The sequence below is a fragment of the Burkholderia sp. 572 genome (assembly GCF_040545135.1).
GTDB classification, from domain to species: Bacteria; Pseudomonadota; Gammaproteobacteria; order Burkholderiales; family Burkholderiaceae; genus Burkholderia; species Burkholderia cepacia.
In genome coordinates, this window is the sequence record NZ_JBEPLH010000011.1 from 226,277 (window position 1) to 248,772 (window position 22,496).

Here is a 22,496-nt window from a genome sequence, read left to right on the forward strand (position 1 = left end):
TCGACGGCCTTCCCGACGGACGGCCCGGCGCGGCTCGTCGCAGGCCGACGCGTCGCCCGGCGCCGGGCCCGCAAACCGGCGGGCCGCGTCGCGCCACACCGCTCGCGGTCAGTACACGTCCCGCATGTAGCGGCGCGCCTTCGCGAGCCGCGCGACGTAGTCGTTCGCGGCTTCGTCCGACATGCCGCCGTGCTCGGCGACGACGGCCCTCAGCGCGGCATCGACGTCCTTCGCCATCCGCGCGGCGTCGCCGCACACGTAGAAGTGCGCGCCCTCCTCCAGCCACGCGAACAGCTCGGCGCCCTGCTCGCGCATCCGGTCCTGCACGTAGATCTTGTCGGCCTGGTCGCGCGAGAACGCGAGATCGAGCCGCGTCAGAAAACCGCTGTCGCGCATCGCGCCCAGCTCGTCGCCGTAGTAGAAGTCCGTCCGCGCATGCTGTTCGCCGAAGAACAGCCAGTTGCGCCCGCGCGCGCCGCGCGCCTGCCGTTCGTGCAGGAAACCGCGGAACGGCGCGACGCCGGTGCCCGGGCCGACCATCACGATCGGCACGTCGCCGTTCACCGGCGGCCGGAAATGCGCGGATTTCTGCACGAACACGGGCACGCGGCCGTCGTCCGCGCGATCGGCGAGGAACGTCGACGCGACACCTTTGCGCGCGCGCCGGCCGTTGTGATAGCGCACGGCCGACACGGTCAGGTGGATCTCGCCCGGGTGCGCGCTCGGGCTCGACGCGATCGAATAAAGACGCGGCTGCATGCGCTTCAGCATCCCGACGAGTTCGTTGCCCGACAGCTCGACCGGAAACTCGTGCAGCACGTCCGCGAGTTGTTGCCCCCACAACCATTGCTTCAGGTCGCCCTTGCGGTCGTCGCCGAGCAGCGACTTCAGCGCGCCGTTCGCGCTGCGCGACGCGATGAACGCGAGCGTGTCCGGATGCGGGCGCGTGATGTCGAAATGACGCGCGAGTGCGTCGCCGAGGCGCACGTCGCCGACACCCGCCACCGACACGGGTGCATCGGCCTTCAGCGCGGTGACGGACAGCAGCTCGTCGACCAGTTCCGGGCAGTTGGTCGGCCACACGCCGAGCGCGTCGCCGGTTTCGTATTCGAGGTTCGCGCCTTCGGTCGACAGCGACACGTAGCGCGTGTCCTTCGCCGCGCCCGGACGGTTGAGCCGCAGGTTCGCGACGAGCTTCGACGGCGCCGGATGCGCCTTCGTCGGCAGCAGCCCCGACGGGCCCAGGCCGCCGGACGGCACCGCGTGCAGCGCGGCATCGGCCTCCTTGATCCGCGCGACGACGCGTTCGAGCCACTGGTCGGCGTCGCGCTGGAATTCGACGTCGCAATCGACGCGCGCGCACAGGCGTGCCGCGCCGAGTTCCGCGAGCCGCGCGTCGAGCCGGCGGCCATGGCCGCAGAACTGGTCGTAGTTGCGGTCGCCGAACGCGAGCACCGCGAAGTGCACGCCGTCGAGGCGCGCAGCGCCGCCGGCCTGCAGCGCTTCCCAGAACTCGCTGCCGTTGTCGGGCGCGTCGCCGTCGCCGAACGTGCTCGTCATCAACAGCACGTATTGCGCACCGGCGAGCGACGCCACCGGATAGTCGGACATGCACGCGGTGCGAATCTCGAAGCCCGCGTTCATCAGCTGCGTCGCGTAATCCTCGGTCAACGATTCGATGTTGCCGGTCTGCGACGCCCACAGCAGCACGACCTTCGGCCGCGCGCGCACGATCCGCACGCCGCCGGACGCGGCGGCATCGGCCGGCAGCGCGGGGGCCGCGGCACCCGGCAAGCTCGCCGGCAGCGAGCGGCTGAACAACCCCGCGAGCATCCCGTCGAGCCAGAACCGCACCGGCGGCGTGAGCGGCGCGCCGGCCGGCAGCACCGGCACGCCGCCCTCGCGCCGGCCGGCGCTTGCCTTCAGCCCGCTGACGAACCCGGCCACATACAGCCGTTCGGTGTCCGTCAACGGCGGCGGCGCGAAGTCGGCAACGCCGAGCGCGGCCGCGAAAGTGTCGATGTCTGCCATGTCGGATTCCTGTGAAGCAGTCGCCTGCACCGTCGCCGGCGCGGGCCGTGCGTCGTCGGCGCGGGCATCGGGTTGCGCCGTCCGGTCGTCGGCGGACGCGAACGCAGCGGTCTCGACGCGCCGCAGCGCGACCGCGCAGTATTTCAGTTCGGGTTGCTGCGATTCGGGATCGATCGCGTCGTTCGTCACCGCGTTGATGCACAGGTCGTCGCCGTACACGTCGTTCCAGTGCATCGGCGCGAAGCAGTCGCCGCGGCGCACGCGCTCGGTCACGACGGCCGGCAGCACCGCGCGGCCACGCGCCGAGCGGATCTCGACGCTGTCCTTCGCGGCGATGCCGAGCGCGCTCGCGTCGTCCGGATGCAGCTCGACGAACGGGCGCGGGTTCAGCTTGTTCAGCATCGCGACCTTGCCCGTCTTCGTCATCGTGTGCCACTGATGCTGCAGCCGCCCCGTGTTCAGCACGATCGGGAACGTGTCGTCGGGCAATTCGGCCGGATCGACGTGCGGCCGGGCGAAGAAGCGCGCCTTGCCCGACGGCGTCGGGAACGCGATGCGCGGCGCGTCGTCGCCGTCGGCGGCCGGGCGCAGCGGCTGGCTCACGCCGTCGTTCAGGTAGCGGATCGGGTGCCGCTCGCGCGCGGTGCCCGGCGCGACCGGCCACTGCACGGGCCCGTCGCGCAGCGCCGCATGGCTCGCGCCGCGCAGGTCGTAGCCCGTCGCCGGATTCGAGAAGCGGACGATCTCGTCGAACACGTCGGCCGCCGACGCATAGTCGAACGCATCGCCGAACCCCATCGCACGCGCGACTTCCGCGACGATGCGCCAGTCGGGCAGCGCGTCGCCCGGCGGCGCGACCGCCGCGCGCATCAGCGTCATGTTGCGCTCGGAGTTGATCATCACGCCGTCGCCCTCGGCCCACAGTGCACCGGGCAGCAGGATGTCCGCGTAGCGGTTGGTTTCGGTATCGAGGAACGCGTCCTGCGCGATCACGAGTTCCGCGGCCTGCAATCCGGCGATCACGTTCTGCCGGTTCGGCACGGTCGCGACCGGGTTCGTGCAGATGATCCAGCATGCCTTGATGTCGCCGGCCGCCATCCGTTCGAACAGGTCGACGGTGCCGTTGCCGGTTTCCTTGCGCAGCGTGCCGGCCGGCACGCGCCACAGCTGCTCGACGAAACGGCGATCGTCGTCGGACGCCACCGAGCGCTGGCCCGGCAGGCCGGGGCCCATGTAGCCCATCTCGCGCCCGCCCATCGCGTTCGGCTGGCCCGTCAGCGAGAACGGCCCGCTGCCGGCGCGGCAGATCCTGCCCGTCGCGAGATGCAGGTTGCAGATCGCGTTGGTGTTCCACACACCGTGCGTGCTCTGGTTGAGCCCCATCGTCCAGCAGCTCATCCATTCCTGCGCGTCGCCGATCCATTGCGCGGCCGTGCGCAGGTCGGCTTCCGCGAGCCCCGTGATTTCAGCCACGCGCCCCGGTGTGTAGTCGGCGAGGAACGCGGGCATCGCGTCCCAGCCTTCGGTGTACGCGTCGATGAACGCGCCGTCGGTGCGGCCGTTCGCATGCAGCAGGTGCAGCAGCCCGTTGGTCAGCGCGAGATCGGTGCCCGGCCGGATCTGCAGGAACAGATCGGCCTTGTCGGCGGTGCCGGTGCGGCGCGGATCGACGACGATCAGCTTCGCGCCGGCCTTCACGCGGTCCATCATCCGCAGGAACAGGATCGGATGGCAGTCGGCCATGTTCGCGCCGATCACGAAGAACAGGTTCGCGCGATCGAAGTCCTGGTACGACCCGGGCGGGCCGTCCGCGCCGAGCGACTGCTTGTAGCCGGTGCTCGCGCTCGCCATGCAGAGGCGCGAGTTCGACTCGATGTTGTGGGTGCCGACGAAACCCTTCGCGAGCTTGTTGACGAGGTATTGCGCCTCGATCGACATCTGCCCCGACACGTAGAACGACAGCGCGTCCGGCCCGTGCGCATCGAGCACCGCGCGCAGGCGGCGCGCGGTGTCGGCGATCGCGTCGCGCGCCGGCAGCGGCACGAGGTCGTCCTCGCGCGCGCGGCGCACGAACGCGCGGTCCAGCCGCCCCGAGCGGCGCAGCGCGACGTGCGCCGACGAGCCCTTCGTACACAGCCGCCCGAAGTTGGCCGGATGGTCGGCGTCGCCGGACACCTTGACGACTTCGCCTTCCTCGACATGCAGCACCATCCCGCAACCGACGCCGCAGTATGGGCACACGCTCTTGACGGGGGTGGCGGTCATGCGCGCTCCGGGGCGGTCAGGCCGCGATCCACACGAAGCCGTCCTCGACCCGCGACGGATACGTGCTCACCGACTGCTCGGGTGCCTCCAGGCATTCGCCGGTGCGCAGGTCGAAATGCTGCTTGTACAGCGGCGACGCGACGACGATGCGCTCGCCGAGGCTGCCGATCAGCCCGCGCGACATCACGGCCGCCTGCGACACGGGATCGACGTTGCCGATCGCGAACACGCCGCCTTCCTCGGCATGCGCGACGTGAAAGACCGCGACCTGCTCGCCGTTGACGAGCGCGCACACGCCGGTGTTCGGCACGATGTCGTCGAGCGGGCACACGCGGGTCCAGGACGGCGGCAGACGATCGTTCATGATGGGCTCCTTGGAAAAGACACGGGTGTCGGTCGGGGTCAAACGGTGGCGGGTTCGGTTGCGGCCTGCGTCATGCCTTCGGCGACGACGGGAATCGAAACGGGCTTGCCGCCCGCCCGTTCGCCGGGCGTCGCGGGCCGGATCTGGCCGCGCGTCTCGACGAATTCGATGGTCGTGTCCGGCGCATCGCTGTTCACGAAGTGACGGAAGCGCCTGCGCGTGTCGGGATCGGTGACGGCCCGCTTCCACTCGCACTCGTAGGTGTCGACCACGTGCTGCATGTCGGCTTCGAGTTCGGCGCCGATCCCGAGCCGGTCGTGCACGACGACGTCGATCAGGTAGTCGAGGCCGCCTTCGAGGTTGTCGCGCCATACGCTCGTGCGCTGCAGCCGGTCGGCCGTGCGCACGTAGAACATCAGCAACCGGTCGATGTAGCGGACCAGCGTCGCGCGGTCGAGGTCGGACGCGAGCAGTTCCGCGTGGCGCGGCTTCATCCCGCCGTTGCCGCATACATACAGGTTCCAGCCCTTCTCGGTCGCGATGATGCCGACGTCCTTGCCCTGCGCTTCCGCGCACTCGCGCGTGCAGCCGGACACGCCGAACTTGATCTTGTGCGGCGCGCGCAGCCCCTTGTAGCGATTCTCGAGGTCGATCGCGAGGCCGACCGAATCGTCGACGCCGTAACGGCACCACGTCGAGCCGACACACGACTTCACGGTGCGCAGCGCCTTGCCGTATGCGTGGCCCGATTCGAAACCGGCCGCGATCAGTTCCTCCCAGATCGACGGCAGCTGCTCGACGCGCGCACCGAACAGGTCGACGCGCTGGCCGCCGGTGATCTTCGTGTAGAGCCCGTACTTCTTCGCGACCTGGCCGACCGCGATCAGCCCTTCCGGCGTGACCTCGCCGCCCGGCATGCGCGGCACGACCGAATACGTGCCGTCGCGCTGGATGTTCGCGAGGTAGTAGTCGTTCGAATCCTGCAGCCCCGCGTGTTCCTTCTTCAGCACGAATTCGTTGAAGCACGACGCGAGGATGCCCGCCACCGCCGGCTTGCACACGTCGCAGCCGAGGCCATGGCCGTGCTTCGCGAGCAGCGCGTCGAAGGTCGTGATGCGCTCGACGCGGATCAGGTGGAACAGCTCCTGGCGCGAATACGAGAAGTGCTCGCAGATATGGTTGTTGACCGCGAGGCCCTGCTTCTTCATCTCGGCCTTCATGATCTGCGTGACGAGCGGCACGCAGCCGCCGCACGACGTGCCGGCGCCCGTGCACGACTTCAGCGCGCCGAGGCTCGTCGCGCCGTCGGCGACCGCCGTGCAGATCTGCGACTTCGACACGTTGTTGCACGAGCAGATCTGTGCGCCGTCAGGCAGCGCGTCGACGCCGAGCGCCGGCTTCGCGACGCCGTCCGACGACGGCAGGATCAGGAATTCCGGCGACTCGGGCAGCTCGATGCGGTTGAGCATCATCTGCAGCAGCGTGCCGTATTCGGCCGCGTCGCCGACCATCACCGCGCCGTGCAGGAACTTGCCGCAGTCGGACACGACGAGCTTCTTGTAGACCTGGCGGCGCTCGTCCGCGTACTGGTAGGTGCGGCTGCCGGCCGTCGTGCCGTGCGCATCGCCGATGCTCGCGACGTCGACGCCCATCAGCTTCAGCTTCGTGCTCATGTCGGCGCCCGCGAACGTAGCCCCGGCCTCGCCGTCCGCATCGCCGCCCAGCTGCTTCGCCACCACGCGCGCCATGTCGTAGCCGGGGGCGACGAGGCCGTACACCATGCCGTTCCAGGCCGCGCATTCGCCGATCGCGTAGATGTCGGCGTCGCTCGTGCGGCACGCGTCATCGATCGCGACGCCGCCGCGCGGGCCGATTTCCAGGCCGCACGCACGCGCCAGCTCGTCGCGTGCGCGAATGCCGGCCGAAAACACGATCATGTCGGCATCGAGATGGGAGCCGTCGGCGAACGCCATCCGGTGCGTGCCCTCTTCGCCGTCGACGATCTCGAGCGTGTTCTTGCCCGTATGCACGGTCACGCCGAGCGCCTCGATCTTCGCGCGCAGCATCCGGCCGCCGCCGTCGTCGACCTGCACGGCCATCAGCCGCGGCGCGAATTCGACGACGTGCGTGTCGAGCCCCATGTCGCGCAGCGCCTTCGCGCATTCGAGGCCGAGCAGCCCGCCGCCGATCACGACGCCGCGCTTCGCGTGCGTGCCGCACGCCTGCATCGCCTCGAGATCCTCGATCGTCCGGTACACGAAGCAGCCCGCGCGATCGTGCCCCGGCATCGGCGGCACGAACGGGCGCGAACCCGTCGCCAGCACCAGCTTGTCGTACGCGAGCGTTTCCCCGGACGCGAGCGTGACCGTATGCGCGGCGCGGTCGATCGACGCGACGCGCGCGTTCAGGCGCAGGTCGAACTGCGGATGACGCTCGAAGAAGCCGGGTTCGACGAGCGACAGGTCGTCCGCCGACTTGCCCGCGAAGAATTCGGACAGGTGCACGCGGTCGTAGGCCGGGCGCGGCTCCTCGCCGAGCACGGTGACCTGCAGCGCCGCCGACGCGCCCGCTTCCGCCGCGACGCACTCGAGCAGCTTGTGGCCGACCATGCCGTGGCCGATGACGATGAGTTTCATGATGACGTTTCCCTCGGTCGATCAGTTCGCGACGCTGCCGGCAGCCAGCGCGCGGTCGCGCAGCTCGGCTTCGCGCGCCTTGTGTTCTTCGCTGAAGCGCACGGCCATCGCGCACAGCGCGGTCGCGGTGACGGCAAGGCCGAGCAGGCCGAGCGTGTGCTGCACGTCGCCGACGCCTTTGAGCAGGAAGCTCGCGGCGACCGCGCCGACGTTGCCGCCCGCGCCGACGATCCCCGCGACGCCGCCGAGTGCCTTGCGGTCGATGAAGGGCACCAGCGCGTAGGTCGCGCCGCACGCCATGTGCGTGAAGAGGCCGAACGCGAGCATCGCGACGAGTGCGATGCCGACGCTTTGCGCATGCGAGAACCAGATCAGCCCGAGCCCTTCGCCGACGATCAGCGCGCACAGCAGCATCGCGCGCACGTCGAGGCTGCGGCGCGCGGCGACCTTGTCGGACAGCCAGCCGCCGAGCGCACGGGCAAACAGGGCGAGCAGCCCGAACATGCCGACCGCGAAGCCGGCGTCCTTCAGCGACAGGCTGAAGTGATCGACGTAGTACAGCGCGGCGATGTTGTGGATGAACACCTCGACGCCGAAGCACGCGCCGTACGTGATGAACAGCATCCACACGCGATAGTTGCCGCAGGCCGCGAAGAAGCTCGCCCAGCCGCCCTTCTTGCCGCTGTCGACCGTCACGCCTTCCTTGCGCAGCGCGACGAAGTCGCCTTGCGGGCAATCCTGCGTGAAGCGCCAGTACGCCCAGGCCATCGCGAGCATCGCGACGCCCGGCACGACCAGCGCGATACGCCACGACGAATCCTCGCCGAAGCCGAGCATCAGGCCGGCGGCGACGAGCAGCGGCATCAGCGCCTGCGTCGCGCCCGCGCCGGCATTGCCCCAGCCGGCCGTCGTCGCGTTCGCGGTGCCGACGACGTTCGGCGCGAACATCACCGACGTGTGGTACTGCGTGATCACGAAGCCCGCGCCGATCGCGCCGATGCCGAGCCGGCAGATCAGGAACGACAGGTAGTCGTGCGTGAACGACACCGCGAACACGGGGATCGCGCCGAGCAGCAGCAGGCCCACGTACACGCGGCGCGGGCCGAAGCGGTCGCACAGCGGGCCGACCAGCAGCCGCACGGCGATCGTCGCGGCCACGGCCGCGATGTTGATGTTGGCGACCTGCGCCGCGCTCAGGTGGAATTCGCGTGCGATCAGCGGCATCAGCGGCGCGCACGCGAACCACGCGAAGAAGCACACGAAAAACGCCATCCACGTCAGGTGGAACGCGCGCATCGGCGCGGTGCGGAGGCTGAAGAGATCGATACGGGTAGCTTTGTCGGTCATGTCATCCGCCAAACGAAAAACGGCGTCCTGCGCACCCGGTCTCGTCGAGACCCGATGCGTAGGACGCCGTTGCCCATGAAGCCCGTTGCCGGGCGCGTCTGTAATCGGTACTGCCGGACGAATCGCCATTGATTCGCCCGAACCGGCTTACGCAAACGCCATGCCATGTCGCCGCGAATCGGGCCCGCAGCCCCGCCGCGCAAGGCTCGTCCGGCGTCGTGCGGCGCGCGGCGACAGCCGGCACACGATGCGTGGTGATGCAGCGAGGCACAGATGTGGTGCGATGCAGCACTGTCGCCGTGCGACATCGCGGTGCGCACGGGCGGGGCACGATGCACGCCGATGCGGCATTGCGGGTGCCGGCGCGCGGCGGCCTCAGGCAGGCACGGGGGCCGTACTTGGCCCGCAATTGGCCCGTATTCGGCCCATACTCGGCCCGCATTTCGCCCGCACGTGGCCATCGCGCGGCGCGGTGCGCGCCGTTCCCGCCGCGCGGGCGCGACGGGCGATGCCGGTTGGCCCGGATATTGCTGAACCCGCTGCATGACACCGGCAACGGCGCCGGTGGGCAGTCCCCTCAAAACCGGGCCCGTCGTGCAGGCGGGCCGCCCAGGACAACGGCGTCCCCCCGTGCGCGGCACGGCCGGATGCCGATACGTCGACCGCCCGCCGCCGCCGCGCAACAACGCGCTATCGGCCGCCGCATGCAGGCGGCACTGGAACACGACATGACGACAGGCAAAGTCACCCTGCTGGGCGCCGGCCCCGGCGATCCCGATCTCCTCACGCTCAAGGCCGTGAAAGCGCTGGCCGCTGCCGACGTGCTGCTGCTCGACGATCTCGTCGCGCCCGGCATCGTCGAACTCGCGCCGCAGGCGCGCGTCATCCGTGTCGGCAAGCGCGGCGGTTGCCGCCCCACGCCGCAGGCATTCATCGAGAAGCTGATGCGCCGTTACGCGCTGCGCGGCGCGCACGTGGTGCGCGTGAAAGGCGGCGAGGTGCTGCTGTTCGGGCGCGCCGGCGAAGAACTCGCGACGCTGCGCGCCGCCGCGATTCCGGTCGAGATCGTCAACGGCATCTCGTCGGGGTTCGCCGCCGCCGCGAGCCTCGGCATCTCGCTCACGCACCGCGCGCATTGCCACGGCGTCACGTTCGTCACCGCCCATCGCCAGGACCACGGCGAACCCGACTGGGCGCGTCTCGCCGCGACCGGCACCACGCTCGCGATCTACATGGGCATGAGCCGCGTCGACAGCATCGCCGCCGGCCTGCTCGCCGTGCTGCCGGCATCGACGCCGGCCGCGGCCGTGCAATGGGCCGGCACGCCCGACGAACGCCGCTGGACCGGCACGCTCGGCGATCTCGCGCACGGCATCGACGCAGCACGGCTCGGCAGTCCGGCCGTGATCCTCGTCGGCGGCGCGATCGGCGAAACGGCCGGGGCGGAGGTGCCGGACGCGGGCACAGCCGGGGCCGCGATCGACACGGCCTTCTCCCGGGCCGCGTAGCATGCGCGACACCACGCGGCACCGGCCGCCCACCTGTCATGAAAACAGCGGCGCCGTTCGCACTGGCTGCCGGGTCGCCGCGCGCGGCACCGGCACGACGTGCGCGCGGGGCCGCCTCCGATCCGCGCATCGCGCCACGATTTCGACGCCGCCGTTCGCATCATGAGTGCGCCCGCTTCCTCCCCCCGCCTGCGCGTGCTGCTCGTCACCGATACCGACAAGCCGATCGGCGAGCTCGGCGACGCGCTCGCGCAGCTCGGCTACGACATGCTGAACGACGTCGCGACGCCCGCGCGCCTGCCGGCCGCCGTCGAGGAGCAGCATCCCGACGTCGTGATCATCGATACCGATTCGCCGTCGCGCGACACGCTCGAGCAGCTCGCGGTCATGCATGCGACCGCGCCGCGCCCCGTGCTGATGTTCAGCCACGACGCCAACCAGTCGCTGATCCGCGCGGCGGTCGGCGCGGGCGTCAGCGCGTATCTCGTCGAAGGGCTGTCGGCCGAACGCCTTGCACCGATTCTCGAAGTCGCGCTCGCGCGCTTCTCGCACGACGATGCGCTGCGCCGCCGGCTCGCCGATGTCGAGCGCGAACTCGCCGAACGCAAGCTGATCGACCGCGCGAAGCGGATGCTGATGGACCAGCGCAGGCTGTCCGAACACGACGCGTATGCGGCGCTGCGCAAGCGCGCGATGGATCAGGGCCTGCGCATCGTCGACGTCGCGCGGCAGTTGCTCGACGCATCACCCCAGTCATGAGCGCCATGGACACCACCTCTCCCGTCGCGCCGGAACGCGCGCATCTTCGCCTCGGGTTCGTCGCGCTGAGCGACGCGGCCCCGCTGATCGTCGCACAGCACCTGAACCTCGGTGCGCGGCACGGCCTCACGCTCGAACTCAGCCGCCAGCCGTCGTGGGCCGCCGTCCGCGACAAGCTGCTGAGCGGCGAGCTCGACGCCGCGCATGCGTTGTACGGGCTGGTCTGCGGGCTGCAGCTCGGGATCGGCGGCCCGCAGACCGACATGGCCGCGCTGATGGTGCTGAACCGCAACGGCCAGGCGATCTCGTTGTCGCGCGGCCTCGCCGACGCGTACCGCGCCAGCGGCAGCGTGCGCGACGCGTTCGCGACGCTCGGCCGCAAGCCGCTCCTCGCGCAGACGTTCCCGACCGGCACGCACGCGATGTGGCTGAACCACTGGCTCGCGTCGCACGGTGTCGATCCGCTGCGCGACGTGCGCAGCGTCGTGATCCCGCCGCCCGAGATGGTGGCCGCGCTCGCCGGCGGCGAACTCGACGGCTTCTGCGCGGGCGAACCGTGGCATGCCGTGGCCGAGGCCTGCGACGCGGGGCGGACCGTCGCCGTCACGAGCGAGATCTGGCCCGATCATCCGGAGAAGGTGCTCGCGGCCCGGCGCGATTTCGTCGCGCTGTATCCGGCCACCGCGCGCGCGCTGATCCGCACGCTCGTCGATGCCTGCGCGTGGCTCGACAGCGCCACGCACCGTCGCGAGGCGGCCGGCTGGCTCGCGTCGCCCGACGCGCTCGGCGTGCCGGCCCGGCTGATCGCGCCGCGCCTGCTCGGCGACTACGGATCGGGGCCGTTCGCCGTGCCGCCGCTGCCGATCCGCTTTCACGACGGCGGCGCCGTGAACCGCCCCGATCCGCGCGAAGGCGAGTGGTTCCTGTCCCAATACCGGCGCTGGGGCATGCTCGACGGTTCGCACGACGACGCGGCGATCGCCCGCGCGATCGCGCAAACCGCGTTGTATGATGCTGCCGTCGCCGAAAGCGGCGCACCGGGCCCGTCGCGGGCGTGAGGCGCGCCGCGTGATGCAGGCGCCGCGCGCTCCCGCGCCACGCCTGCCCGGGCCGCCTGTCGGCGCCCGGCACGCGCCCCCGGGGCGCCGCACGACCCCTCCGTCCCCGATCCGATTCGATGCCAAAACCCACGCGCGCGCCGCTCGACGTGCTGCTCACTGAAATCCGCGCGTGCCGTGCCTGCGAAGCCGACCTGCCGCTCGGCCCGCGCCCGGTCGTGCGTGCCCATCGCGACGCGCGCGTCCTGATCGTCGGGCAGGCGCCGGGCGCACGCGTCCATGCGAGCGGCATCCCGTGGGACGATGCGAGCGGCAAGCGGCTGCGCGGCTGGCTCGACGTCGACGCCGACACGTTCTACGACGAAACCCGCTTCGCGATCGTGCCGATGGGCTTCTGCTACCCGGGCCGCGGCACGAGCGGCGACAACCCGCCGCGCCCCGAATGCGCGCCGCTGTGGATCGACCGGCTGCTCGCCGGGTTGCCGTCGATCCGGCTCACGCTGCTGATCGGCCAGTATGCGCAGCGGCATTTCCTGCGCGACGCGCGCAAGGCCACGCTGACGGACACCGTACACGCGTGGCGCGACTATGGCCCCCACGTGCTGCCGCTGCCGCATCCGTCGCCGCGCAACCAGGCGTGGTTCAAGCACCACCCCTGGTTCGACGCCGACGTCGTGCCCGAGCTGCGGCGCCGGGTCGCGCCGCTGGTCGCCCGGTAAACGAAATCACCGCCGTGTCGCGCCGCTTCGCGACACCCCGTCATCCGTATCGAATCAAGCATGAACGACACCCCTACCGACCTCGACTTTGCCTGCAACGGCTGCGGCGGATGCTGCCGCGACCTGCGCATTCCGCTGACGATCGACGAGGCCACCGCGTGGCTGCAACGCGGCGGCCACGTGGAGCTGCTGTGCGACGCGATGCCATGGCTCGTCGAGCCCGAGCCCGACAACGCGTTCGCCGCGTACAAACGCGCACGCTCGACCGCCGCGCTCAGCGGCTCGCTGCCCGTCCGCGTGACGGTCATGCTCACGGCGTCCCACGCGGGGCCGTGCCCGAACCTGCGCGACGACCTGCGGTGCGCGATCTACGACGAGCGACCGCTCGTGTGCCGGATCTACCCGGCCGAAGTGAATCCGTTCGTGCCGCTGGCACCGGCCGGCAAGCAATGCTCGCCCGACGCGTGGCAGCAAACGCCGTTCGTCCGCGGCGGCACGATCGTCGACGCGGCCACCCACGAGAACATCGCGCGCTCGCGCGCGGCGAGCGAAGCCGAAACGCCGCTGCGGGCACGGTTGTGCGAGAGGCTGGGGATCGAGACGGCGGCCGTGGCCAACGAAGGGTTCGCGATCCACGCGCCGCCGGCCGCCACGCTGCTTGCCGCGCTGACGGATCTGCGCGCGTCCGCACCGGCCGGCGCCGACGACACCATCGCGTGGACGCTGATCTCGAACCGCGCGACGACGGTGGACGCGCTCGCATCGGTCGGCGGGGCAAGCCGGCGCGCCGGCGGCGACAGCCCGCACGCCCGCTACCTCGGCTTCCACCCGGACGAATGACCGCCGCGCGGCACGCCGCGAGCGGTTCCGGGCCAGGCCGCAAGGTGGCACGGATCGCCGTCGCGCCCGGTTCGCTGTACCATCGCGGCTCAACCGCGTCACGACCAGCAGAATCCTTCATGCCCTCCACCGCCCCGCCGCGCCTGTACGGGATGCCCGAACGCAGCGACCGGCTCGACTTCTACATCCGCGACCAGGCGTCGCGCCAGGCGATCACCGAGCCGCACCGGCACGCGTATTTCCAGATCCAGTTCAATCTCGGCGGCGACACCGAGCAGCGGATCGGCGGCGTCACGCGGCCGTTTCCGCGCGGCGCGCTCGCGTTCGTGCTGCCGCACCGCGAGCACCTGATTCCGCATCCGGAAGGCGCGCACTTCATCGTGATCAACTTCAGCCAGGCGTTCCTGCGCGCCGATCTCGACGTCGACCCGCTCGACCTGGAGGACGTGCCCGCCCACCGCTTTCCCGAGCTGACGCCGTTCCGCTTCCAGGAACACCTCGACTTCATCCTGACCGGCGACACCTACGACGAAGCGCGCCGCCTCGCGCTGTGCATGCTCGACACCGATCGCGTGCGCACATTCGGCTCGACCACGTTGCTGCGCGGCTACCTGCTGCAGCTGATCGGGCTCGTCTGCACGCAGTACGCGGGCGCGCTCGACAAGCTCGCGCAGCGCGGCGCCCAGCGCGCCGGCCGGCGCGATGCGCTCGCGCGCGTGCTGCGGCACGTCCGCGCCAACCTCACCCGCGAGGACCTGACGCTCGCCGCGACCGCCGAGGCGGCGTTCCTGTCGCCCAACTACCTCGCGCACCTGGTTCGCAAGGAAACCGGCAGCACCTTCACCGATCTCGTGACGGAGCGCCGGATCGCGCTCGCGCAGTCGCTGCTGGCCCACACGAGCCGGCGCATCGCGGACATCGCCCGCTCGGTCGGCTTCCGCGACGAAGGGTATTTCGCGCGGCGCTTCCGCGCGCGGGTCGGCGTGTCGCCGAAGGCGTACCGCGACGCGAACGCCGCGCTGCCGGACGGCGACGACACGCCGGCAGCGCCCGACGCGTAGTTTTGTCCCGGTAAAACGCAGTTGCGTCGCATCCGGCCGCACGGGCGTCGGGTATCGTTGCACGCATGCCGGCCCGTGCGCCGCACGGGCGCGGCATCCGTCTTCCCACCGAACGAGGCCATCCGATGTCCGCCTATGTCATCGACGCTGCCGAGCGTCCTTCCGTCGAAGTCGACCAGTCGTCCGCGCGCTTTCCGGTGCGCCGCGTCTTCTGCGTCGGCCGCAACTACGCCGACCACGCGCGCGAAATGGGCGCCGATCCCGACCGCGAACCGCCGTTCTTCTTCACGAAGCCTGCCGACGCGATCGTCCCGGCCAGCGGCACCGTCCCCTATCCGCCGCTGACGAACGACCTCCATCACGAAATCGAGCTGGTCGTCGCGATCGGCAAGGACGGGCGGTCGATCGACCCGGCCGACGCGCTGTCGCACGTATGGGGCTACGGCGTCGGCGTCGACCTCACGCGCCGCGACCTGCAGGCCGAAGCGAAAAAACTGAGCCGTCCGTGGGACTGGGCGAAAGGCTTCGACGCGTCGGGCCCCGTGACCGCGCTGCGGGCGGCGTCGGCCACCGGTCATCCGGCCAAGGGCCGCATCTGGCTCGCGGTCAACGGCGACACGCGCCAGCAAGGCGACCTGGCCGACATGATCTGGGCCGTGCCCGATGTCATCGCGTACGTGTCGCGCTCGGTCGAATTGAAGGCCGGCGATTTGATCTTCACGGGCACGCCGGCCGGCGTCGGCGCGCTGCAACCGGGCGACCGCGTGACGGGCGGCGTCGACGGCGTCGCGACGTTCGAGTTCGTCGTGGGCGCGAAGCCGTAAGCCATAAGCCGTGACGCAGCAAGCACGGCGGCCGCCCGCGCGGGGCCGCCGTGCGATATCCCGATTTCGGTCAGTCGTAGCGGCGCAGGAATGCGTCGGCGACGGCCGGCGGATTCAGCGCTTTCGCCGATTCGTTTTCCAGCGCTTCGGCCGCGTCGTCGTCGCTGATCGACACGAACAGCGTGATCGCCGCCCGTTCGTCGCCGGTGCCGAACAGGCCCTCGCGGTCGAGCAGGCGCAGCGCACCGATCATGTCGGCGTGCAGTTGCCGCGAAAATTCCGGGAATCTCGACCGGACAAACTGCGGGCTCAGCACGTCATCGGCGAGCTTGCCGCAGATCGCATTGAACGGCGACGCTTCCGCCGCCGCATATGCCCATTCCGAAAAGCCCCACGCATACCACGGGTCGTCGTCCGCGACGGCCTGCTGCTCGCGGATCCGGCGCAGCCCCTCGACCGAATTGGCTGCCGGCACCACCGTCATCGCGCCGCTGTCGGTGTACAGCGCGAACGCGTAGAAATGCTCGTCCGGGTGCAGCGCCCGCAGCGCCCTGAATGTCGCTCTCGCGGCGTCGGCAATGTCTCGCTGGAAATCAGAAAAGTCGCTCATCGCTCCCTCGTCCAACCGCCCTTCGCGCGCCGGAGCATGCTCGGCGCGCGGCGGGTTCGTCGTCTCCCGATATTCGATCGATTGTCCGCCAATCGCCCGCGGCACGGTAGCGGTGCCCGCATCCATGCCCGCACCGGTGCCCGACTCGGCGCGGCGATACCGCGTACTCGCGTTCACCGCCCGGCGTCCCGCGCGTCGAACACCCGCACGCAGACGGCCGCCGCCAGCGCGATCGCGGCCGACAGCAGCATCATCGCCAGCGGCGCATAACCCGCGTTGCCGGGCGTCAGTACCGCCCCCGTCAGCGACGAAAGCGCGGCGCCGCCGGCGATCGTCATCGCACCGGCCAGCCCCGACGCGCTCCCGGCCAGCGCCGGACGCACCGACACCGCGCCGGCATGGGCACCGGGATTCGTCAGCCCGTTGCCGATGCCGACCAGCACGCACGGCCCGACCCACGCGATCGCATGGGTCGCGCCGCCGAACATCGACGCGAGGCCGATCAACGGTCCCGCGCAAGCAACGATCCGCCCGCACAGGATCGTCGTGGCCAGCGCGAAGCGGCGCGCGTAACGCGCGGCCAGGAAGCTGCCGCACACGAAGCCGGCCGTGATGGTCCCCATGTAGAAGCCGATCTCCGCGGGCGCGATGCCGAACACCGTTTGCGCGGCCAGCGGCGCGCCGGCCAGGAACGCGTAGAACGAGCCGGTCGAAAACGCCATGCACAGCGCGTAGGCCCAGAAACGGCGCGCGCGCAGCAGCGCCGGATACGCGCGAAGCTGCTGCCCGAGGCTCGACGAACGGTTCGCATGGGTTTCGACGAAATCGAACCCGCACCAGACGAACAGCGCGACGCCCGCCGCGCCGAGCAGCCAGAAGCTCGCGCGCCACCCCGCCGTCTGGTCGAGCGCGCCGCCGAGCGTCGGACCGAGCATCGGCGCGAACGCGGCCGCCATCGCCGCATAGCCGATCCGGCTCGCCGCGCGCGCACCGCCGCCGGTATCCCGGATCGTCGCCATCGACACCGGATAGACCGACGTGATCGCCGCCTGCATCAGCCGGCATGCCAGAAACACCCGGATATCGGTCGCCATCGCACAGCCGAGCGAGCCGAGCGCGAAGATGCCGACGCTCGCCAGCACGACCGGCCGCCGCCCGAACCGGTCCGACAGCGGCCCCATTACGAACTCCAGCGACGCGGCCACCGCCGCGTAGCCGCCGAGTGAAAGCGCGACGAGCGCATAGTCGGCGCGCAGGTCGCGTGCGATTGCCGGCAGCGACGGCAGGAACAGGCTCAGCGGCAGCACCGAGCACGCGCACAGCAGGATCAGCGTCGCGTGCCTCGGCGACGCCCGTTCGGAAGCGATCGGCAGGTTCGGTTGCAAGCGGATGTCCTCCGCGCACGTGCCGCACGGCCGTGCGCAATGCAAAAAAAAGCCCCCGAACGAGTCGGGGGCGCAGGGATGCCGGCGCGGTGCCGCTACCGGACCCTGCGCCTGTGTACGACTACGATGAAGGTTGCTGCTTTCATGCCGGATGGCTCCTGGTTGCCTGGCTGGCTTGGTGCGATGTCGGACGATACCGGACGATGGTAGGCGGACGATACCGACCGCGTCAACGCCCTAGCGCGCACGCACCGACACGAACTTCCGCGCGTTGTTGCGCTGGATCAGCACCGCGATCACGCTGCCGCCATTCGCTTCGAGCGACTGCACGTCGTCCGGCGTCTCGAGCAGCGTATCGTTGAGCTCCAGCACGACGTCGCCCGGCCGGATGCCCGCGTTCGCCGCCGGGCCGTGCACCGCGTCCACCATCATCCCGACCGCGAGCCCGGTCGAGCGGCGCTCGTCGTCGCTCAGCGCGTGCATCGTCAGCCCGAGGCGGTCGCCGCCGTCGCCCGCGCCCGCGCCCGCACTCGCTCCCGCCCCCGGCCCCGGTCGTGCGGCCGCCTTCGGCGCGGCCATGCCGACGGTCGTGCCCGCGTTGCCGGCGGCCTCGTCGGCGCCCGTGATCGTCAGCCTCACCGGCGCACGATTGCGGATCACGCGCAGCGGCGTCTTCTGGCCGGGCGGCAGCGCGGCGGCCAGGTCGTTCAGCTCGGCCGAACGGCCGATCGTCTTGTCGCCCAGCTTCACGATCACGTCGCCGGGCCTCACGCCGGCCGCGGCGGCCGGCGAGCCGGGCGCCACGCCGTTGACGAGCGCGCCCGCCGGACGCGGCAGCCCGAACGCGGCGGCCAGCCCGATGCCGACATCCTGCACGTCGACGCCAAGCGCGTTGCCGGACGACGGCTCGCCCGGCTCCTGGGACTGCTGCGCCTGCGCCTGCATCTGCTTCTGCAGTTGTGCACGCACCTTTGCGGCAAACGCGATCGGAATCGCGAACGTCATGCTCGCGTAGCGGTCGGTGCCCGTATACACCTGCACCGCGATGCCGATCACGTCGCCCGCGCGATTGAATACGGGGCCGCCCGAGTTGTCGGGGTTCGGGGCAATGTCGGTTTCGAAGAACGGAAACGCGCTGCCGTCCGGCAGCCGGTGCGACGTCGCGCTGACGATGCCGGCCGTGACCGTGTTGCCCGATCCGTCCGGCGCGCCGATCGTCATCACCGGTTCGCCCGCGCGTACCTTCGCCGAATCGCCGATGCGCACGAACGGCAGTTTCGTCGCGGTAACGCGCAGCACGGCGACGTCGCTTTGCGGATCGACGGCCAGCACGGTCGCCTTGAATTCGCGGCGGTCCGTGAGCCGCACGGTCACGTCGGTCGCATCGTCGACCACGTGCGCGGAGGTGAGGATCAGGCCGTCGGCGCTGACGATGAAACCCGAGCCGGTGCCCGATACCGCACGCGGCGCCGTGTCGGGCGCCGGCGTCTGCGGGCCCGGCGCGGGAGGCGGCGCGCCGCGCCGGAAGAATGCGGCGAGCGGATCGTCGGGATCGAGGATCGTGAACGACTGGACACCGGCCTGCTGGTCGGGTGCGGCGGTCGTGATGGTCACGACCGCCGGGCCGTAGCGGTCGACGATCGCCGGAAAATCGACCGGCATCGCATAAGGCATCGCACCCGTCCTTTGCTTCGTCGCGGGTGGCGTGGCGGATGGCGACAGGGTTCCGGAAACGGCGGCCGGCGAAGGCAGCAAACAGCCGGCAAACACGCCCCCGATCAACGCGGTGCGAAGCACGGCGCGAGCAAGCGTCTGGCGAACCACGGTGCACCTCCCCCGGGAGTCGCGGCGCCGACATGCGCGAGACGCGCAGGCGCCTGACAAGCACCGGTACACGCATCCATTTATAGTCCACGCGGCCTGTTCGAACATACGAATCGAAACCCGTATGCCGGGGTGGCCGGCAAGTGCGGAGCCGCGATGGCGGTCGTTTCGAACAAAGTCGGCAATTCGTCAATCCGCACAAGTCCGATTGTCGTGTGCGGCGGTGGGCGGCTTGTGCCGGTATGCGGAGCCGAACCCGGCGGCTGCATGCGGTCGATATACGAAAAACCGCCCGCTGGCAGCGGTGAACTTGCTGCTACCGACCGCCGAGAAGCGGTATCGAGTCAAAGGTTGGCGGCTTCCTTCACCTGATCGCCGCGCCGCCGGCTCAGGCAACGCGTACGCACGTCACGCCCCACCCACCCGCTCCGCGATCGCCGACAGCATCCGCAACATTGGCTCGAACGCGTCGGCCGACGTATTGCCGAAACCGAGCACCAGCCCGTTGCCTGCCGATGCCGCATCGATCGAAAAGCCCGACAGCGGGAACGGCCCGATGCCGTGGGCGCGCGCCGCGTCGACGATCGCGCGATCGCGGTAGCGCGCAGGCATCCGCAGCGCGAGATGCAGCCCGCACGGCCCGCCCTCGATCTGGTGCGGCACGCTCAGGCTGCCGTCGAGCGCGGCGAGCAGCAACCGCCGCCGGTCGCGGTACAGCCGGCGCATGCGGCCGAGATGCCGGCCGTACTCGCCCGTCTCGATGAAATCCGCCAGCGCGAGCTGCACGTGGCGCGTGCCGCCGCGCAGCATCTCCGGCAGCACCGGCCGCACCGCGGCCAGCAGCGCGTCGGGCAGCACGAGAAAACCGATGCGCAGCGCCGGAAACATCGTCTTGCTGAACGAGCCGAGATAGACGACGGGCGAATCGGGCGCGAGCCCGTGCATCGCGCCGATCGGCTCGCCGGTGTGACGGAATTCGCTGTCGTAGTCGTCCTCGATGATCCACGCGCGATGCCGGCGCGCGGCATCGATCAGCGCGAGCCGGCGCGAGATCGACAGCACGGCGCCGGTCGGGAACTGGTTCGACGGCGTCGTATAGACGAGGCGCGGCGTCCGCTCGCGCCAGTCGTCCGCTTCGGCGCGCATCCCTTCCGCGTCGACCGGCATCGGCACGACGTCGAGGTCGGCCGCCTGCATCGCGGTGCGCGCGCCGCGATAGCCGGGCTCCTCGACCCACACCGTATCGCCCGGGTTCGTCAGCAGCTGCGCACACAACGAGATCGCGCCCTGCGCGCCCTCCGTGATCACGATCTGCTCGGGATCGCAGCGCACGCCGCGCGTCACGGCCAGGTGGCGCGCGATCGATTCGCGCAGCGCGCGCTCGCCGAGCGGATCGCCGTAGCCGAGCAGGTCGCGGCCGCTGCGGCGCAGCGCTCGGTCGATCGCGTGGCGCCACGCGTCCACCGGGAAATGCGTCAGCGCGGGCACGCCCGGCCGGAAACCCTCCGTTTCGCCGGTGCCGATGCGGCTCGGGCGAATGCGGCCGAGCCGCTGCGCGACGGCCGGCGGCGCGGCACGCCGGCGCGGCGGCGCCGGCCGCGACAACCCGACGACACGCGTGCCGCGGCGGTCGGACTGCAGGAAGCCTTCGGCGACGAGCTGCTCGTAGACGGCGGCCGTCGTATTGCGCGACACGCCGAGCATCTCGGCCAGCGCACGCGTGCCGGGCAGCCGCGTGCCGGCCGGCATCGCGCCGCCGAGAATCGCGTCGCGCACGCGGCGCAGCAACTGGCGCTGCAGCGAAGGCGCGCCCGGCGTGCGCGCCAGCGGCGCGTCGAGCGGCAGCAACGGCGCGTCGCCGGAAGGCAGGATTGTCGTCATCGGAACATCGCAGCGTGAAAATGTCGGAACGTGGTGGACGGCTAGTTGCGCACGGCCAGCGGCGCACGGCTCGTGGCACCATAAATTTGCCGATCTCTGGCGCTTCTCATGGTACCTCGCCACGACTACGATCGTCTGCATGCCGGCATGTCGCCGGCCGCCAACCGAAGCGAGATCGACCTTGTCCACGCTCACCAACGCTTTCCAGCAATCCATCGGCCACCCCGTCCCCGACTGGTCCCCGCGCCCGCGCCCGGAGCGCATCGTGCTCGAAGGCCGCTACTGCCGGCTCGAACCGCTCGACGCCGAGCGCCACGCGGCCGACCTGTACGCCGCCTACGCCCAGGCGCCGGACGGCAGCGACTGGACCTATCTCGCACACGGCCCGTACACCGACGAGTCGAGCTACCGCGACTACGCGCGCGGCGCGCAGGCGAGCGCGGATCCGCTGCACTACACGGTGATCGACCGTGCCACGGGCCGCGCGGTCGGCACGCTCGCGCTGATGCGCATCGATCCGGCCAACGGCGTGATCGAGGTCGGCTCCGTCACGTTCTCGCCGCTGCTCAAGCGCACGCCCGTCTCGACCGAGGCGCAGTTCCTGCTGATGAAGTACGCGTTCGACACGCTCGGCTACCGGCGCTACGAATGGAAATGCGACGACCTGAACGTGCCGTCGCGCAAGGCCGCCGCACGGCTCGGCTTCCGCTACGAAGGCACGTTCCGGCAGGCGATCATCTACCGCGGCCGCAATCGCGACACCGCGTGGTTCTCGATCATCGACGGCGAATGGCCGGATGTCCGCGCCGCGTTCGACGCGTGGCTCGCACCGGAAAACTTCGACGCGCAGGGTCAGCAGCGCCAGTCGCTCACCGCGATCCGCCACGCGCAGGCGAGCGCGCGCGATGCGGCCGGCCGCGCGCACGACGCGACGCGCGTCACGGTGCGCCCGCTCGTCGCCGCCGACGAAGCCGCGTGGCGCCCGCTGTGGCAGGGTTACCAGAAGTTTTACGACACCGCGCTGAGCGACGCGGTGTTCGCGACGACGTGGGCCCGCCTGATGGATCCTGCCGAGCCGATGTTCGTGCTCGGCGCATTCGACGCATCGGGGGCGCTGATCGGGATCGTGCATTCGATCTACCACCGCTCGTGCTGGACCGAAGGGCCGTACTGCTACCTGCAGGACCTGTACACCGCGCCCGACGCACGCGGGCAAGGCGCAGGCGGTGCGCTGATCGAGGCCGTGTACGACCATGCCCGCGAAGCCGGCGCGAGCCGCGTGTACTGGCTCACGCACGAAACCAACACGACCGCGCGCGCGCTGTACGACAAGCTCGCGAACAACGCCGGGTTCATCCAGTACCGGCACGACGTGAAGAAATGA

Annotated in this window: 16 protein-coding genes; 8 read left to right on the plus strand and 8 right to left on the minus strand. The window is 70.7% G+C overall.

Annotated features, from left to right (window positions below):
- Positions 1-108 precede the first annotated feature (108 nt).
- From ABIC51_RS22290 to ABIC51_RS22305, 4 genes are read right to left on the minus strand one after another with little or no spacing between them, the layout of a single operon-like run.
- Positions 109-4,296: a bifunctional nitrate reductase/sulfite reductase flavoprotein subunit alpha gene (locus ABIC51_RS22290; RefSeq protein WP_226128421.1), complete on the minus strand. Its 4,188-nt coding sequence runs from the start codon at positions 4,294-4,296 to the stop codon at positions 109-111.
- 16 nt (positions 4,297-4,312) lie between these two features.
- Positions 4,313-4,660 carry a nitrite reductase small subunit NirD gene (nirD, locus tag ABIC51_RS22295; protein WP_119338982.1) on the minus strand — a complete coding sequence of 116 codons (348 nt, stop codon included), beginning with the start codon at positions 4,658-4,660 and terminating at the stop codon, positions 4,313-4,315.
- 38 nt (positions 4,661-4,698) lie between these two features.
- Positions 4,699-7,296 (minus strand): nitrite reductase large subunit NirB, encoded by a 2,598-nt coding sequence (nirB, locus tag ABIC51_RS22300; RefSeq protein ID WP_226128423.1) that lies wholly within the window; start codon positions 7,294-7,296, stop codon positions 4,699-4,701.
- 21 nt (positions 7,297-7,317) lie between these two features.
- Positions 7,318-8,643, minus strand: a complete 1,326-nt coding sequence (locus tag ABIC51_RS22305) for an MFS transporter (RefSeq protein WP_027791812.1) — start codon at positions 8,641-8,643, stop codon at positions 7,318-7,320.
- Positions 8,644-9,371: 728 nt separating this feature from the next.
- Here ABIC51_RS22305 and cobA point away from each other — a divergent pair.
- From cobA to ABIC51_RS22340, 7 genes are all read left to right on the plus strand, one after another.
- A complete protein-coding gene (gene cobA / locus ABIC51_RS22310) occupies positions 9,372-10,151 on the plus strand; it encodes a uroporphyrinogen-III C-methyltransferase (RefSeq protein ID WP_226128425.1) in 780 nt (259 codons plus the stop codon).
- Positions 10,152-10,313: 162 nt separating this feature from the next.
- On the plus strand, positions 10,314-10,910 hold the full coding sequence (locus ABIC51_RS22315; protein ID WP_042977474.1) for an ANTAR domain-containing response regulator: 597 nt from the start codon (positions 10,314-10,316) through the stop codon (positions 10,908-10,910).
- 5 nt (positions 10,911-10,915) lie between these two features.
- Positions 10,916-11,968 (plus strand): CmpA/NrtA family ABC transporter substrate-binding protein, encoded by a 1,053-nt coding sequence (locus tag ABIC51_RS22320; RefSeq protein WP_226128427.1) that lies wholly within the window; start codon positions 10,916-10,918, stop codon positions 11,966-11,968.
- A gap of 119 nt (positions 11,969-12,087) precedes the next feature.
- On the plus strand, positions 12,088-12,687 hold the full coding sequence (locus ABIC51_RS22325) for a uracil-DNA glycosylase family protein (protein WP_226128429.1): 600 nt from the start codon (positions 12,088-12,090) through the stop codon (positions 12,685-12,687).
- Between the two features lie 60 nt (positions 12,688-12,747).
- On the plus strand, positions 12,748-13,527 hold the full coding sequence (locus ABIC51_RS22330; protein WP_175897516.1) for a YkgJ family cysteine cluster protein: 780 nt from the start codon (positions 12,748-12,750) through the stop codon (positions 13,525-13,527).
- A 119-nt stretch (positions 13,528-13,646) separates the two neighbouring features.
- Positions 13,647-14,588: a helix-turn-helix transcriptional regulator gene (locus ABIC51_RS22335; protein WP_027791818.1), complete on the plus strand. Its 942-nt coding sequence runs from the start codon at positions 13,647-13,649 to the stop codon at positions 14,586-14,588.
- A gap of 125 nt (positions 14,589-14,713) precedes the next feature.
- The gene (locus tag ABIC51_RS22340; protein ID WP_059683801.1) at positions 14,714-15,412 is read left to right on the plus strand and encodes a fumarylacetoacetate hydrolase family protein; all 699 of its coding nucleotides are present in this window, start codon (positions 14,714-14,716) and stop codon (positions 15,410-15,412) included.
- Between the two features lie 70 nt (positions 15,413-15,482).
- Here ABIC51_RS22340 and ABIC51_RS22345 read toward each other — a convergent pair whose 3' ends face one another.
- From ABIC51_RS22345 to pdxR, 4 genes are all read right to left on the minus strand, one after another.
- Positions 15,483-16,022, minus strand: a complete 540-nt coding sequence (locus tag ABIC51_RS22345) for a DUF4303 domain-containing protein (RefSeq protein ID WP_027791820.1) — start codon at positions 16,020-16,022, stop codon at positions 15,483-15,485.
- 173 nt (positions 16,023-16,195) lie between these two features.
- Positions 16,196-17,407 carry an MFS transporter gene (locus tag ABIC51_RS22350; protein WP_226128431.1) on the minus strand — a complete coding sequence of 404 codons (1,212 nt, stop codon included), beginning with the start codon at positions 17,405-17,407 and terminating at the stop codon, positions 16,196-16,198.
- Between the two features lie 237 nt (positions 17,408-17,644).
- A complete protein-coding gene (locus tag ABIC51_RS22355; protein ID WP_226128433.1) occupies positions 17,645-19,231 on the minus strand; it encodes a trypsin-like peptidase domain-containing protein in 1,587 nt (528 codons plus the stop codon).
- Between the two features lie 408 nt (positions 19,232-19,639).
- The gene (gene pdxR / locus ABIC51_RS22360) at positions 19,640-21,112 is read right to left on the minus strand and encodes a MocR-like pyridoxine biosynthesis transcription factor PdxR (protein ID WP_060206707.1); all 1,473 of its coding nucleotides are present in this window, start codon (positions 21,110-21,112) and stop codon (positions 19,640-19,642) included.
- A gap of 181 nt (positions 21,113-21,293) precedes the next feature.
- Between pdxR and ABIC51_RS22365 the strand changes: the two genes are divergently transcribed.
- Positions 21,294-22,496, plus strand: a complete 1,203-nt coding sequence (locus ABIC51_RS22365) for a GNAT family N-acetyltransferase (RefSeq protein ID WP_226212347.1) — start codon at positions 21,294-21,296, stop codon at positions 22,494-22,496.

Bases quoted from the DNA above. Each gene is read 5' to 3' on its own strand.
- ABIC51_RS22290 (WP_226128421.1), bottom strand. From the start codon at position 4,296: ATGACCGCCACCCCCGTCAAGAGCGTGTGCCCATACTGCGGCGTCGGT.
- nirD (WP_119338982.1), bottom strand. From the start codon at position 4,660: ATGAACGATCGTCTGCCGCCGTCCTGGACCCGCGTGTGCCCGCTCGAC.
- nirB (WP_226128423.1), bottom strand. From the start codon at position 7,296: ATGAAACTCATCGTCATCGGCCACGGCATGGTCGGCCACAAGCTGCTC.
- ABIC51_RS22305 (WP_027791812.1), bottom strand. From the start codon at position 8,643: ATGACCGACAAAGCTACCCGTATCGATCTCTTCAGCCTCCGCACCGCG.
- cobA (WP_226128425.1), top strand. From the start codon at position 9,372: ATGACGACAGGCAAAGTCACCCTGCTGGGCGCCGGCCCCGGCGATCCC.
- ABIC51_RS22315 (WP_042977474.1), top strand. From the start codon at position 10,314: ATGAGTGCGCCCGCTTCCTCCCCCCGCCTGCGCGTGCTGCTCGTCACC.
- ABIC51_RS22320 (WP_226128427.1), top strand. From the start codon at position 10,916: ATGGACACCACCTCTCCCGTCGCGCCGGAACGCGCGCATCTTCGCCTC.
- ABIC51_RS22325 (WP_226128429.1), top strand. From the start codon at position 12,088: ATGCCAAAACCCACGCGCGCGCCGCTCGACGTGCTGCTCACTGAAATC.
- ABIC51_RS22330 (WP_175897516.1), top strand. From the start codon at position 12,748: ATGAACGACACCCCTACCGACCTCGACTTTGCCTGCAACGGCTGCGGC.
- ABIC51_RS22335 (WP_027791818.1), top strand. From the start codon at position 13,647: ATGCCCTCCACCGCCCCGCCGCGCCTGTACGGGATGCCCGAACGCAGC.
- ABIC51_RS22340 (WP_059683801.1), top strand. From the start codon at position 14,714: ATGTCCGCCTATGTCATCGACGCTGCCGAGCGTCCTTCCGTCGAAGTC.
- ABIC51_RS22345 (WP_027791820.1), bottom strand. From the start codon at position 16,022: ATGAGCGACTTTTCTGATTTCCAGCGAGACATTGCCGACGCCGCGAGA.
- pdxR (WP_060206707.1), bottom strand. From the start codon at position 21,112: ATGACGACAATCCTGCCTTCCGGCGACGCGCCGTTGCTGCCGCTCGAC.